Below are 14545 nucleotides of genomic sequence, written 5' to 3' on the forward strand. Positions count from 1 at the left end.
TGCTTTATGACAAAGACTATAAATGTAATGCTCATTTTTTTGTGTCTTATTGCCGGTGCGAGTTTTTTGTTTTACTCTCCCGTGCAGCCGTATGATTTAATAACCGGAGCCAAAGCGGCAAATGGCTTTTTTATTTCGTGGCCTTCAATAAGGGTTTTTACAGAACCTATATACGCTTTTTCTTTTTATACGCTTACTTTAAACAGGGATTTTTACCAGCCGGCAATTATTTCGTGGATAGGCTGGACTGTGCTTTCGGTTTTTATTTATTGCGGTGTAAGAAGAAGAACCGTGCTTCAGACTTTGTCAAGAATACTTTATGCCTTGATGATTCTTGTCACGATATTTCTGTTTGTGGCTTTAGTACCGATTCCGGGTCCTAAGCTTAATAAGCCCCAAGGCTATATCGCTGTAGATCTTCATTCGCATACAATATTTTCGCATGATAATTTTTCCAAACCTTCTTCAAGCCTCAGGTTTCACAATATGCACGGATATGATTATTTTTTTGTAACCGAACACAACCATACCAAAGGTTTTGAAAATTTTCCCGAAAATGCAAAATATAAAAAAGTTTTTCCAGGTATGCAAATGCAGACAAAAGATAGAGTTTCGGTTCTGCTTCTTTCAGGGAAAGCTTTTGAAGGACAGGAGTATGCGGACAAAACGCTGAAAGAAATAATTGAAAAAGCTCATCAAAACAATATTCTTGTCATTATGCCGCATTGGTGGAAATGGCATAGATTGAGCCTCCATGAACTTGTGGAGCTTGGAATAGACGGTTTTGAAATTTATAACTGTGGATATAGAAATATTTCCAAACGGGATTTTCAGGACATAGTGAAAGTTTCTAAAGATAATAATCTTTTAATAGCAGGCTCTACGGATTGGCACGGCTGGGGATATATGTCTGACGTATGGACAGTGCTAAAGGCCGGACATGGAGACAGCTTTAAAGATATTTTAGATAAAAAACCGGAAACGCAGGTGATCGTCTACAGAGAAAAGCAGTTATCTTCAACGCTCAGATTCATATTCGAGCCTTTTATGGCATTTTATTATTATGTTAAAAACGCTGACATAATTTCTATTTTTTCTTTAATGGTTTGGATTATTCTTATAAATGTACTTTTTATAGGCAATACCGCAAAATACATAAAAAAATACACGCCGCCATCGATAATTTTTGCCATGGTCGTATCGGCTGTTTTTATTTATATTTCATATATTCCTGCTCACGGATTAAACAAAATTATTCCGTCAACTGTGCTTCCCGCTTTGGCGGTCTGCTGCGTACTCTGGTTCATCGTTTGGAGAGTTAATGGAAAAAATATTCAATAAAAAGAATACTTTTTTCCTTGTCGGTTTTGCGGTTCTTTTCAAACTTTTTCTTTCCGCGGTACTAGAACTGCATCCAGATGAGGCTTATTACTGGTTATGGTCGGTTCATCTTGCGCCCGGATACTATGATCATTCTCCGATGGTGGCTTATTTTATTAAAATAACAACGTTGCTTTCAGATTCTGAGCTTTTTGTAAGGATGTCTTCAATAATAACGACTGTTATTTTAAGTTTTCTTACGTGGAAATTTGTAAAAAAACTGTTCAATGAAACCGTTGCGGCGGCTTCGGTTATAACAATAAACACTATACCTCTTATGCTCGTCGGTTCGGTTATAATAACTCCGGATACTCCTCTTTTTCTTTTTTGGTCTTTTACTATATATTTTATTTGGAAACTCATAGAGACAAATCAGACAAAATATTGGTATATAAGCGGCGTTTTTTTTGGACTTACAATGCTTTCCAAATATACGGGAGTTTTGTTTCTCCCTTGTCTTTTAATATATATGATATTTGATAAAAAACTTGTGTGGTTTAAAAATAAACATTTTTATTTTATGTTTGCGGTTTCTCTGATAATTTTTTTTCCCGTAATATATTGGAATTGGCAAAACGGGTGGGTTTCGTTTACCTATCAGCTCAACCACGGTTTGTATAATACCGAACTCAATTTCGGATATATATTCGAATATTTTGGCGGGCAGGCACTTACAGCGGGACCTTTCATATTTATCACCGGTTTTATTGCTGCGGTTTTATATTTTCTGTCAAGAGATTCAAAAAAGATATTTCTGGCGTCTTTTTCACTTCCGATAATATTATTTTTTGCCTCTACGGCGCTTAAAAGACTACCGGGTGCAAATTGGCCGGCTTTTGCTTATTTTGCTTTGAGTATTGCAACGGCTCAATTTATGCTTGCGACAGACAGAAAAAAAAATGTTCTTATAATCGGTATAATAGTTAATATTATTTTTTCCGTGATAGCAGGTGTTCATGCCAAATACGGAATAATTCCCGTTTATAAATTTTCACAGAAATCTTCGGCAGCGGATGCGACAAATTGGTTTACCGGCTGGAAAACTCTAGGAGAAAATTTATCAAAAAGAAATATCAAATATGCGATAACGCATTCTCATCAATGGGGCGCAGCGATAGCGTATTATGCGCGTGGAAAAGTTACTCCGATTTTGGATAAAGTCGCAAAAGACAGGTTTAACCAATTTGCTTTTTTCGATATTCCCAAAGATCTGGATAAATCCGCCGCCGCTATAGTAAGAATTGATAACAGAATGGAAGATGATTTTACGTCGATACCTGATGCGGAAATATTTTTTACGTATAGAAATAAAATTCCTATAAGGCAGTATGCGATAACCGAAGTAAACGGCTATCAAATGGAGTCGGATATCAAGAATGTGAGGCTAAAACATTGAAAAAATTTGCGACCGTATTAATAGTAACGATTTTTGCGGCTTGGGTTTATGGCGAAGATTTAGATCAAAAATTGGTTGATGCCGTTAAAGCCAATAATTATTCCGAAGTGCGCAGTCTTCTTGTGCGAGAGGCAAATCCCGATGCTAAAGATTCCATGGGAAATACGGCTCTCGTAATAGCTGTTAATAACGGAAACGAAGAAATTGCAGATGTTCTTATAAAAAGCGGTGCATACACCAGCGAAAGTTATATGAGAGGGATGAGCGTGCTTATGCTTGCGATAAATAAGCAGATGGAAGAAACTGCAGTACGGCTTATAAAGTTCGGTGCCGACACTACGGCTAAACTCAGCAATGGATTGAATGCGTTAATGATGGCTTGTGAAAGAAATCTTGAACAAGTAGTAAAAGAAATAGTTCTTAGAAAACAGATTGACGTAAACGCTAAAACGGTTCAGGGCGTCACGGCTCTTTCCATAGCGCTAAAAGAAAAAAATATGAATATCGCTAAAATACTCCATAAAGCTGGTGCAAAACCATCGAATCTTTTAGAGTCTGCATGTGTTTCCGATATCAAAGTTTCAGAAGAACTTTTGTCGGAGGGAGCGGATATAGAGGAAAAAGATGAAAATGGCAGAACGCCTTTAATAACGGCATTTATGCTTGAAGATTATTCAATGGCAAATTTTCTTCTTTCAAAAGGGGCAAATATTGATGCATGCGATAATCAGGGAAATATTCCGATATTGATTGCAAGCATGGCAAATAATGGCGCTTTGTTGTCGTTGTGTTTTGATAACAAAGCCGATGCTTTGGTTCAAGATGCAAACGGATTAAATCCTCTTATGTTTCTTGTTTTTTTTGAGAATGATTCTCTCATAGATTCCATGATAAACTATAATGATAAAACCGTAAACTGTGTGGATAATAACGGAGTTACGCCTTTAGTGCTGGCGATAGGTAAAGGCAATAAAAGAATTATCGAGAAACTTATCTCAAAAGGCGCTTATATAAATTCGAAACGTTCAAGGAGACCTTTGAACGTGGCAATCGAAATCGGCAACTTGGACGCGGCAAAACTTGTTTTGGATAAAGGCGCAAGAATAAATGCAAAAGATATTAATGGCAATACTCCTATAATTACTGCGGCAGGCATGAACAATGATATGGCTGTAGAATTTTTAGTCGCAAATAAGGTTAAAATTAATGTAAGGGATTCTTTGGGGTTTACACCTTTGGATTATGCGAAGAAGTTTTCCAATAAAAAAATGATGGCTGTGTTGAATTATATTGAAAATATGGAAGAAAGCAGCGTTAAAGAGTAAAATGTTTACGATTGGAAAATCGAATGAATTAATATATAATTAATTTAAAATTGTTTACTAACTTTTCCAAATAAGGACAATCCGATGAGAGCCATAAAAATTTTAATAGTTTTTTTATTTGTTTTTTCCACAGTGTATTCTTACGGGCAGGGCTATCTTATACATACTCTTATGGCGCATACGGACAACGCCAGATCAGCGGATTTTTCGAATGACGAAAAATATGTTTATTCAGCAGGTTATGATTACAGAATAGTAAAGTGGAGATTGGACAATTCGGAAAATCTCATCTATTTAAAAGATCATAATGACATAATAAACTGTGTCAGGATAAACAATAAAGGAGATATTCTTGCGTCGGCGGCTAACGATAATTCGATTAAACTTTGGTCGGCAAGGGCAAATACGCTTATGAGGACTTTGAGGGGACACAGCCACTATGTCAACAGCTTAGCTTTTTCAAAAGATGGAAAAACGCTTTTGTCGGCCAGTTCCGATAGAACCGTTATGATATGGAACCTTGCCCCTTCGTATTCTATACAAAAAGTGTTCAGAGGACATACGGATATAGTAAGAGATGCAGTTTTCAGTCCCGTAGGAACCTATGTGGCAAGCGGCGGCGAAGATAAAACCATAAGGATATGGTCGGTAAAAACCGGCAAACTTCTTCAAACCGCTAAAGATCATAACAATATAGTCAACTGCGTTGCTTTCAGTCCTGACGGGAAATATCTTGCTTCCTGCAGCGATAATAATGATATTATTATCTGGAGTTTTGAAAGCGGAAGAATTACAATGAAAAATCATATAACCGGACACAAAGATAAAGTTAACACAGTCGCATTTTCTAAAGATAGTTTGATGATTGCCAGCGGAAGTGATGATAATGATATAAAGTTGTGGAATGTCGAAACTGGAATGCTGATAACTTCCCTTATCGGACACAGTGACAGAGTAAATGATTTGACTTTTTCAAAATCAGGAAGATATATAGTTTCTGCCAGCGATGACAAAACGATAAAAGTGTGGGGTCCTTTTCAGTTTGACGAAAGCATAGGGACGCTAAAACAGCAATCTGGAAATATCGATTCTGATGAAAGTTTTTAATCGGTAGCAGATGCGATTGAATAATAACGGTAAAATGGGCAAAATAAAAAGGTTTTTAAAATATTTATTTATTGATGATACCCTGCAAAAAGACGTGGACTTTTTACAGAGCGTAGCTCTTTTTGCAAATCTATCAGACAGATCTTTGGCTAAAATAGCGCTTATAGTTTTTAAAAAAAATTATGCCACAGGAGAACATGTTTATAAAGATCATCAGGAGGCAAATGTTTTATATATAGTAAAAAACGGAGAGATACTGATTAAAAACACATCTGCCGGCACAGTTGTTGGAGCCGGAGATTTTTTCGGGGAAATATCTCTTATAGAAAATAGAAGGCATGATTCGGCAGCTTTCGCTTTAAAAGATAGTGAATTATATCTTATTTACAGGGTTAAATTTGACGATTTGGTCGATTCAGATGCAAAAGTCGGTTTAAGAATAATGAAAAATCTTTGTTCGATATTTGAAGTAAGGCTTAAATGTGCCCGGCGGCAATCGGAACCGGAAAATCCGCAGCATAAACGGGATAATAATGGCGACAGAAACGTCAAATAATCGCATATTTGCTATAAGTATAATTTTGTTTCTCGCAGGCTGCTTATTTTTATACTTTGCGAGGAATATTCTCACGCCGTTTATTTTAGCCGCTTTTTTTACGTATCTTTTGTCTCCCCTTGTAAGCAAAATACAGGTTTACGGATACAAACGCTGGGTGGCGGTAGCGCTTTTTGCGGTAATTTTTATGATTGCCGCCTCAGTTGCATTGTCTATCATAATACCGGCTCTTGTGGACGAAGTCGAAAAACTTACAGTAAATTGGAATACTTATTATAATTATGTGTATGCTTATGTGATTAAGCTGAAAGATAAAATCGAAACTGCATTTCCCATTATTCATGAGTACAAACTTTCCGAAACCGCCATAGAAAGAATAAATTCGTTCTTAACGTCCGAAGCGCAAAAAGTTCCTCAGTATATAATGAGCATATTTTCTCTTTTTTCCGTAATCGTTTTAATTCCAATGCTTGTTCTTTTTATGCTTGTAAGCGGAGGAAAAGGCGTTAAAGCGATAGTCGAAATAGTTCCTTCGGGATATGTAGAAACTTTTTTGTCTGTGATTTACGAAATGGATTCTGTTCTCGGAAAATTCATAAGAGGACAGCTTATAGAAGCGATGTTTGTCGGGACGCTATCCTGTATAGTTTTAAGTATATTGGGCATAAATTACGCTCTTTTAATAGGGATTACGGCAGGAATAGCCAATATGATTCCTTACATGGGGCCGGCCATAGGAGTCATTCTTGCTTCCATCATCGCTTTGGTACAATTCCAAAATGTGTCAATTTTGATTAAACTCATCCCTTCATTTTTGATAATACAGTTTCTAGATAACAATCTCGTACAGCCTTTTGTCGTGGGACAGAACGTCGATCTGGGTCCTGTGACCATGATTTTTGCCATGCTTGCCGGGGCGCAGGTTTTCGGATTTTTGGGTATAGTTTTTGCTGTTCCAGTTGCAGCTATTATAAAAACTATTTTCTTTATGTTAATTAAGAAATATAAAAATTCGCTTCTTGTTTAATTATTAAAGCCAAAGGGGTCATCTATGGATAATCATGTTCAGTGTTTTTCTTTACTTACGAAAGATGACATCCATTTGTTTCGCGAGGGAAGCCATTTCAGATTATATGAGAAAATGGGTTCAAAAATTATTTCAAAAGACGGAGTAAACGGCGTTTATTTTTGCGTGTGGGCGCCGAACGCTAAAACCGTTTCCGTCATAGGGGATTTTAATTTTTGGGATAAAAACGCGCACTGCCTGTTTGCCCGTACCGATGGCAGCGGAGTTTGGGAAGGTTTTATCCCAAAAATGGCGCAGGGCGATACTTATAAATATTATATACAATCTAACTTCAATAATTACTGCGTTGAAAAAGCTGATCCTTACGCTTTTCATACTGAAAATCCGAAAAAGACAGGTTCAAAAATATGGGGTTTAGATTATAAATGGGATGATTCAAACTGGATGCAAAATAGGAAAGCGAAAAGTTCCATCAAAGCTCCGATATCAATATATGAAGTTCATTTAGGGTCGTGGCAGAGAAAACCGGAAGATAATAATCGATGGCTTTCTTACAAGGAAATTGCCCCGATTCTGGCTGATTATTGCGTTAAGATGGGTTTTACTCATGTTGAACTTCTTCCTATTATGGAATATCCGTTTGACCCGTCATGGGGATACCAAAGTCTTGGATATTTTGCTCCTTCAAGCAGGTTCGGCACTCCGCAGGATTTCATGTTTTTGGTTGATATTCTTCATCGGGCTGGCATAGCTGTTATTTTGGACTGGGTTCCATCGCATTTTCCTACGGACCTGCACGGACTGTCATTTTTCGATGGCACTTATCTATATGAGCATGCGGACAGCAGGCTCGGATTTCATCCGGATTGGAAAAGCGCTATTTTTAATTACGGCAGAAACGAAGTAAAAAACTTTTTGATTTCCAGCGCTTTGTTCTGGCTTGACAAATATCATATTGATGGAATAAGAGTAGATGCCGTAGCCTCGATGCTCTATTTGGATTATTCTAGGAAAGAAGGCGGCTGGCTTCCCAACAAATATGGAGGAAAGGAAAATATAGAAGCCATAGAATTTTTGAAACGTTTCAATCATGTAGTTTATGAAAATTATGACGATGTTCAGACCTATGCCGAAGAGTCTACGTCATGGTCTATGGTTTCAAAACCTACGTATCTTGGTGGTTTGGGTTTTGGATATAAGTGGAATATGGGCTGGATGAACGATGTTTTGAGTTATATGAAAATTGATCCGGTTTTTAGAAAATATCATCACAATAAACTTACTTTCAGCTTTTTATACGCTTTCAGTGAAAATTTTGTTTTGCCCTTTTCACATGATGAAGTTACTCAGGGGAAAGGCTCTCTTATAGGCAAGATGCCGGGCGATGAATGGCAGAGATTTGCAAATCTCAGGCTCATCATTGCTTATATGTACGCTCATCCGGGAAAAAAGCTCTTATTTATGGGTGCAGAATTCGGTCAGGTTAGGGAATGGAACCACGAGGAAAGCCTTGAATGGCATGTGCTGCGGTTCTGGCAGCATTCCGGAATACAGAGATGGGTCAGAGATTTAAATTATGCCTATAAAGAAAATCGCGCGTTTTTCGAAAATGATACAGGCTGGGACGGTTTTGAGTGGATAGACGCAAACGATTCTGATAACAGCGTTCTGTCTTTTGTAAGAAAATCGACATTGGCAAAAGAAATCGTTCTCTGTGTTTTCAACTTTACTCCGATTCCAAGACACAATTATAAAATTGGAGTAGATTATAAAGGCAGATGGGATGAAATATTAAACAGCGATGGCGTTGAATATTTCGGGAGCGGGCTTGGAAATATGGGTTTTAAAGAAACGCTTGACTGGGGTGCTCACGGCAGGCCGTACAGTCTTGACATAACGGTTCCGCCTTTAGGCGCTGTATTTTTTAAATATAAAATTTGAGGAAAAAGGAAAAATGAACATATATACATTATTAATAGTATCTTTTTTGATTGCGGTTTATGCGATTGAAACTATTGCAGATTATCTTAACGTTAAAAATATATCCGATGAAATACCAAAAGAGTTTGAAGGCTGCTATGATAAAGAAAAGTATGCCAAAGCTCAGCAATATCTTAAAGAGAAAACAAAGTTTTCGCTTAATTATGCTACTTTTTTTATTATAGCGCAGATAATTTTTATAAGTGCCGGCGGTTTTAACATTACAGATAAATTCGCGCGCTCATTCGGTTTCAGCGAAATAATCACAGGGCTTATTTTTGCTGGAATTTTACTTTTTTTGGCATCAATTTTAAAAATTCCTTTTTCAGCTTACAATACGTTTGTCATTGAAGAAAAATTTGGTTTTAATACAATGACAGTAAAAACTTTCATATCGGATTTATTAAAGTCATGGATAATAGGGGCGATTATAGGCGGCGTTGTTTTTGCTGCAATAATATGGTTTTTTGAAAATTTTGGTTCATTTGCATGGCTTTACGCTTTTGCCGCTGTTATAATTTTTGAACTTACCGTAACTTTTATCTATCCGGTGGTAGTTTTGCCGCTTTTCAATAAATTTACTCCGCTTGAAGAAGGGGAACTTAGAAGTTCTGTGGAAAGTTATGCCAAAAAAGAAAACTTTAAGATGAAAGGTCTTTTTACTATGGACAATTCCAAACGTTCCACAAAATCGAACGCGTTTTTTGCGGGGTTTGGAAAATTCCGCAGAATAGTTTTATTTGATACTTTGATACAAAAACATACGGTTGATGAATTGACAAGTGTTTTAGCTCATGAGATGGGACATTTTAAGCTCGGACATATAATAAAGCAGATGATATTCGGTTTCATTACGATGGGAATAATGTTTTTTATATTATCATTTTTTATAAATTCCGCATGGCTTTTCGAAGCTTTTTTTATGGAACAGCGGTCCGTGTATGGCGGAATAATATTGTTCGGTTTTCTTTATGCGCCGATTTCGATGATTATAGGAATAATTTCAAGCATTTTTTCAAGAAAATACGAGTACGAAGCTGACAGCTATGCCGTAACGACATATAAAAAACCGCAGGCTATGATAGACGCTTTAAAAAAGCTGTCCGTAGACAACCTGTCAAACCTTTCGCCGCACCCTTTCAAAGTGTTTTTGGAGTATTCGCACCCTCCTGTTTTAGAAAGAATAGAATCGATAAAAAAAATAAAAACAGGTGATTGAAACGTTTGAAAAAATAAGTTAAATTGGCAGTATTACAAAATAAAAGAATTTTAATGAAGGCAGACCTTTTATTTTAGCGGGACATTCGCATGATTTTATGCTCTTGCTGTCATCATAATTTTTGAACTTGCCACAACTTTTATCTATCCTGTTACAATTATGCCGCTTTTTAATAAATTTACTCCGATTGAAGAAGAGGAACTTAAAAATTCTGTGGAAATTTATGCAAAAAACTTTAAAACGAAAAGTCTGTTTACCATGGACAATTCCAAATGTTCCACAAAATCGAATGCGTTTTTTGCAGGATTTGGGAAATTTTGCAGAATAGTTTTGTTTGATACTTTGATACAAAAACATACATAGGTTTAGTTTTAATCGAATCTTTTTATGTCATTTTCGTCTAAAATATTTCCCTGCTGTGTTTCCGTCAAAATTGCGGTTTTTCTGCCTTTGTTAAACAATTTATGTTTATATCTTTTTTTAATATAAATATATTCGTTTTCTCCCAACTTATATATCTTCCCGTCAAGTTCTACAACTATTTTTCCCTGAACTACTACCCAGTGTTCGTGGCGGTATTTATGTATTTGAAGCGAAGTGCATTTGCCTGGCAAAATAGTTAAAGTTTTAATGGTAAATTTTTTATCCGTATATATGACTTTATACTCGCCCCAATGTCGTTTTACAAGTATGCCTTTTTTGTACGTGTTAGCCACTTTTATCTCCCAATGAAGATTCGGTTTCGCAGAAACAGATAATACGAATATACATAAATCTTTCATTCTTCATCAAACCTATGTAATTCCCCGACCTTACGTTTGGGAAGAATCATTTGATTTATCTTTCCAGTTTTTTAGTATCCAAGATGAAGAATTAGCTTTGTCCATTCCACCGACGCCAAATTCCAAAATAACGTTTTGCTCTTTGCATACGGGTATTTCGGGTATATTGTCTTTTGTGCGGTCCCCGCCGTTTGCAAACACTAAGACGGCATTTGGATATTTTTTGCGCGCTTTGATTATTCCGTCGCATGCGGAATTGTCCTTGTCGTCAAACTCTAAAACGTCAATAATGCTTTTTATGTTTTCGCATATGATTTTTCGTGTCTTTAAGCCCATAAAATTCTTGCCTTTTTTGCGTATAAGCCAATCGTCGGAATTTAATAGAACAATAACGCCGTCGCTCTTTTGCGCCGCCGCTTTTATCAAAGAAATATGTCCTTCATGTATAGGATCAAACCCTCCGCTGACAATATAATAAGTTTCAGTGACATTATTTTTTTCTTCTATAGACATTCCAGTCTCCTATGGAAACTTCAAAAATAATATCCGTAAGTTTTTCAAGCCGTTCGTTATTATATTGCGAGTTTTTATTCATTATGAAAAGTTCGTAATCATTTGCCGCCGAAAGATAAGAATCTTCGGTTATCCAACAAACCATTAAGGACTTCCTTTGTGTATTATAAGGTATTTCGCTGTTCCAGTCATTGTCAAAAACCATAATTAAATCTTCTTTTGAGGAATTCAGTTTGATATAGTCTGTAAGCTCTAAAAGAGAGCCTTTGTATTGTTTAAACCAAGTTTCGTTTCTAAAAGCCTTTTTAATATATGGGTCATTATACCAAAAAACAGACAGCATAACTAACGGACAAAAAATTGCTATGAAATTTTTGAAAACTTTTGCGCTAAAAAAAGATTGAATATATGAGATAATATTATAAAGGATATATCCGCCAAACATACATAAAAAAGGCAGCAATGAACAATAATAATAATCGTGAACATGGTAAAGGTTAAAGAAAGTTAACACTGTCGCTAAACAACAAAAAACAGGAATTAAAGCGCATAAAAATTCTTTTTTTCTTTCCCAAAACAGAGGAATAAACAATAAAACCGCAAGAAACGCCGTTAGAGGTATTCCCATATTTTTTATGTTCTCATAAATAAACATCCAGTTTTCGTAAGAGAATTTTTGAGATAAAGTTCCAAAATTCCATTGCTGTAAATTTTGAGAACTTAAAGAGGCAAAACCTGAAATAATTTTAACGTAATCCGTCCATTTTATCCAAGCTATGCCTATAAGCAAAGGAACGGCTGTCAATACTAAAATTTTCAGATAGCGGGGAGCTTGAAATTTATCTTTAATGAAACAGCTGACAATAATAAAACCGAGAAAAACGCAGTATGGGAACATAGTTGTGATTTTTGTAAGATATCCGAGAACTCCGAAAAATAAGGCGGCAAAAAATATTTTATAGTTTTCTTTAAAACGTGCTATGTCTAAAAATTCAGTAAAAAAATAAACATACCCTAAAGCAAAGAAATCTGCGGTAAATTCAATTGAACTTGCAGAACTCCAAAATACGCTAAACGGAAATAACAGGAAAATTAAAACTGCGGTTTTTGAAACGGCTGTATTTGAAAAGAAACGCCTTGATATAAGGAAAAGAAAAACGGAACATCCGTAAAAATAAACGGAATTTGTCAAACGAAGCGCGGCGTTTAAATCGGCATGGGCAAGCAGATTTAGAATTTTATATGCCGTGTAAGCGCTTATTTGATATGTTGGGAATTCAAAGGGCAGAGTCCAAGGTTTGCCTAAAACCGGAGTTTTGTATTTTAATATGGATGGACCTTCGTCTATATAAGTTTGAACGGTTATTGCGGTTTGAGTTTGTCTAAATCCAATCAAAGGGTCTGAAAGGTTATCAAAACGAACTAAAATTGAAAATAATATAAGCGCTAAAAAACAAAAATTAAATATTGTTGTTCGGGATGGGATTTTTTTGTCAGTAAATTTTTCAGGATATAGCATTTCATTTTCGCTCCAATATGATATAATGCAAATCATATCAAATAAAAAGTGGATTTAATCGCTATTTGGGAGCTTATCAATGCAAAAAATCTGTATTATCGGCGGGTGCGGGCATGTGGGAATACCTTTGGGTTTGGCGTTTGCAAGTAAAAATTTTAACGTAACTTTGTTAGATATCAATAAAAAAGCCGTTGACGCCGTTAATTCGGGCACACTTCCTTTTATAGAAGACGGAGCGCAGGAAATTTTGTCAAAGCATATCGGTAAAAATCTTTTTGCCACAAACGATGAGAATGTAATTAAAACGCAAGATGCGGTAGTTTTTGTCACAGGCACGCCGGTTGACGAACATTTAACCCCTAAAATCAAAGACGTGCTAAACGTTATAAAACGCTACAGACCTTTATTAAACAAAAATCAGCTTATAGTTTTGAGAAGTACTATTTTTCCCGGAACCACTGAAGTTATTGACAATATTCTTGCTGATGAAAACGGACAAAAGCCTATGCTTGCTTTTTGCCCGGAACGCATAGTTCAGGGAAAAGGCATAGAAGAAATTTTTACTTTGCCTCAATTGGTATCCGCTGTTTCGGAAGCCGCTTATATAGCCGCTTCCGAATTATTTTTGCATATAGCTCCTAAAATTATACGTTTAGAGCCTAAAGAAGCCGAAATTGCAAAACTTATGACAAACTCTTGGCGCTATTTGGAATTTGCCATAGCAAACCAATTCTATATGATGATAGAAAGCGAAGGGCTTGATTTTTATAAAATTTATAACGCTATGAGAGACAATTATCCGAGAGCGCAGAAATTTCCAAAGCCGGGTCTTGCCGCAGGACCTTGTTTGTTTAAAGACACAATGCAATTGTCGGTATTTAACAAAAACAATTTTACTTTAGGACAAAGCGGCATGCAGGTAAACGAAGGTTTGGCGGACTTTTTAGTTGAAAGATTAGAGCAGAAAATAGGTTCGCTCAAAGGCAAAACAATAGCTATTTTAGGTATGACTTTTAAACCGAATAACGATGATGTCAGAGAAGCGCTGTCTTTCAGGGTTAAAAAAAGGCTTGAATTTAAAATGGCAAACGTTTTGCCCTGCGACCCGTATCTTAAAGAAATGATACCGCTTGACGAAGCTTTAAAAAAAGCCGACGGAATAATTTTAGGTATGCCCCACGACGCCTATAGAGATGTAAAGCCGCAAGTTCCGTACGTGGACTGCTGGGACGTTTGGAGAGGCGTATTATAATGGCTAAAATCATAAAAAAAATAAAAAATAAGACAAAAGACACATGCATACAAGATAAAATTTCACGCTCTCGCGTCAAGTGGTTCTTTGCAATTATTTTGATTTTACTGCCCATAGCATACTGCTTTATATTTATATATCAATATGGTATAAACATTCCATATAACGATGAATTTTTATTCTTTCCTTTTCTTGAAAAAGTAAAAAACCATAATGTAACATTTTTAGATTTTTTTGAAGATATTAACAGCCATCGCATTGTTATTCCAAAGATAATAGCGATTATAAATATGGTTCTGTTTGACTATAATTCAAAAATAAATATGTTGCTTTTCTTTGCTTTTTTGTGTTTTACTTATGCGTTGATATGCGCGTATCTTTGCAATTTAAAATGTTTCTCACGGGGGGGGGGGGGGGGATTTGCAATAATTTTATTTTGCGCTTTCATGATCTTTACCAAAAAACAATATTAAAATCTTTTTTGGGGAT

The 14545-nt window shown here is 36.0% G+C and carries 14 protein-coding genes; 11 read left to right on the forward strand and 3 right to left on the reverse strand.

Going from position 1 to position 14545, the window contains the following annotated elements:
* The first annotated feature begins 6 nt into the window (after positions 1–6).
* The 9 genes from LBD46_01470 (at position 7) to LBD46_01510 (ending at position 10353) form a co-directional block, all read left to right on the forward strand.
* A complete protein-coding gene (locus tag LBD46_01470; protein MDR2425849.1) occupies positions 7–1341 on the forward strand; it encodes a hypothetical protein in 1335 nt (444 codons plus the stop codon).
* Positions 1322–2776 carry a glycosyltransferase family 39 protein gene (locus LBD46_01475; GenBank protein ID MDR2425850.1) on the forward strand — a complete coding sequence of 485 codons (1455 nt, stop codon included), beginning with the start codon at positions 1322–1324 and terminating at the stop codon, positions 2774–2776. Before LBD46_01470 ends, LBD46_01475 begins: the two co-directional genes overlap by 20 nt.
* Positions 2773–4101, forward strand: a complete 1329-nt coding sequence (locus tag LBD46_01480) for an ankyrin repeat domain-containing protein (GenBank protein MDR2425851.1) — start codon at positions 2773–2775, stop codon at positions 4099–4101. The genes LBD46_01475 and LBD46_01480 overlap by 4 nt, the downstream gene beginning before the upstream one ends.
* An 84-nt stretch (positions 4102–4185) precedes the next feature.
* Positions 4186–5208, forward strand: coding sequence for a WD40 repeat domain-containing protein (locus tag LBD46_01485; GenBank protein ID MDR2425852.1), 1023 nt, complete (start codon positions 4186–4188; stop codon positions 5206–5208).
* 16 nt (positions 5209–5224) lie between these two features.
* Positions 5225–5764: a cyclic nucleotide-binding domain-containing protein gene (locus tag LBD46_01490; GenBank protein MDR2425853.1), complete on the forward strand. Its 540-nt coding sequence runs from the start codon at positions 5225–5227 to the stop codon at positions 5762–5764.
* On the forward strand, positions 5742–6791 hold the full coding sequence (locus tag LBD46_01495; GenBank protein ID MDR2425854.1) for an AI-2E family transporter: 1050 nt from the start codon (positions 5742–5744) through the stop codon (positions 6789–6791). The genes LBD46_01490 and LBD46_01495 overlap by 23 nt, the downstream gene beginning before the upstream one ends.
* Before the next feature lie 24 nt (positions 6792–6815).
* Complete coding sequence (glgB, locus tag LBD46_01500; protein ID MDR2425855.1) at positions 6816–8732, forward strand: 1,4-alpha-glucan branching protein GlgB; 1917 nt, start codon at positions 6816–6818, stop codon at positions 8730–8732.
* Between the two features lie 13 nt (positions 8733–8745).
* A complete protein-coding gene (locus LBD46_01505; GenBank protein MDR2425856.1) occupies positions 8746–9990 on the forward strand; it encodes a M48 family metallopeptidase in 1245 nt (414 codons plus the stop codon).
* A gap of 159 nt (positions 9991–10149) precedes the next feature.
* Entirely contained in the window at positions 10150–10353 is a 204-nt protein-coding gene (locus LBD46_01510; GenBank protein ID MDR2425857.1) for a M48 family metalloprotease, read from the forward strand.
* A gap of 8 nt (positions 10354–10361) precedes the next feature.
* On the opposite strand, the gene LBD46_01515 is transcribed toward LBD46_01510, so the two are convergent.
* The 3 genes from LBD46_01515 to LBD46_01525 form a co-directional block, all read right to left on the reverse strand.
* Positions 10362–10706, reverse strand: a complete 345-nt coding sequence (locus LBD46_01515) for a phosphomannose isomerase type II C-terminal cupin domain (GenBank protein ID MDR2425858.1) — start codon at positions 10704–10706, stop codon at positions 10362–10364.
* Between the two features lie 96 nt (positions 10707–10802).
* Complete coding sequence (locus LBD46_01520) at positions 10803–11285, reverse strand: adenylyltransferase/cytidyltransferase family protein (protein MDR2425859.1); 483 nt, start codon at positions 11283–11285, stop codon at positions 10803–10805.
* The gene (locus LBD46_01525) at positions 11263–12804 is read right to left on the reverse strand and encodes a hypothetical protein (GenBank protein MDR2425860.1); all 1542 of its coding nucleotides are present in this window, start codon (positions 12802–12804) and stop codon (positions 11263–11265) included. Before LBD46_01525 ends, LBD46_01520 begins: the two co-directional genes overlap by 23 nt.
* A 79-nt stretch (positions 12805–12883) precedes the next feature.
* Between LBD46_01525 and LBD46_01530 the strand changes: the two genes are divergently transcribed.
* Positions 12884–14056: a nucleotide sugar dehydrogenase gene (locus LBD46_01530; GenBank protein MDR2425861.1), complete on the forward strand. Its 1173-nt coding sequence runs from the start codon at positions 12884–12886 to the stop codon at positions 14054–14056.
* A complete protein-coding gene (locus LBD46_01535; GenBank protein ID MDR2425862.1) occupies positions 14056–14529 on the forward strand; it encodes a hypothetical protein in 474 nt (157 codons plus the stop codon). Before LBD46_01530 ends, LBD46_01535 begins: the two co-directional genes overlap by 1 nt.
* The last annotated feature ends 16 nt before the right edge of the window (positions 14530–14545 follow it).

The sequence above is a fragment of the Candidatus Endomicrobium procryptotermitis genome, from assembly GCA_031279415.1.
In the GTDB taxonomy this organism is placed as follows: Bacteria; Elusimicrobiota; Endomicrobiia; order Endomicrobiales; family Endomicrobiaceae; genus Endomicrobium_B; species Endomicrobium_B procryptotermitis.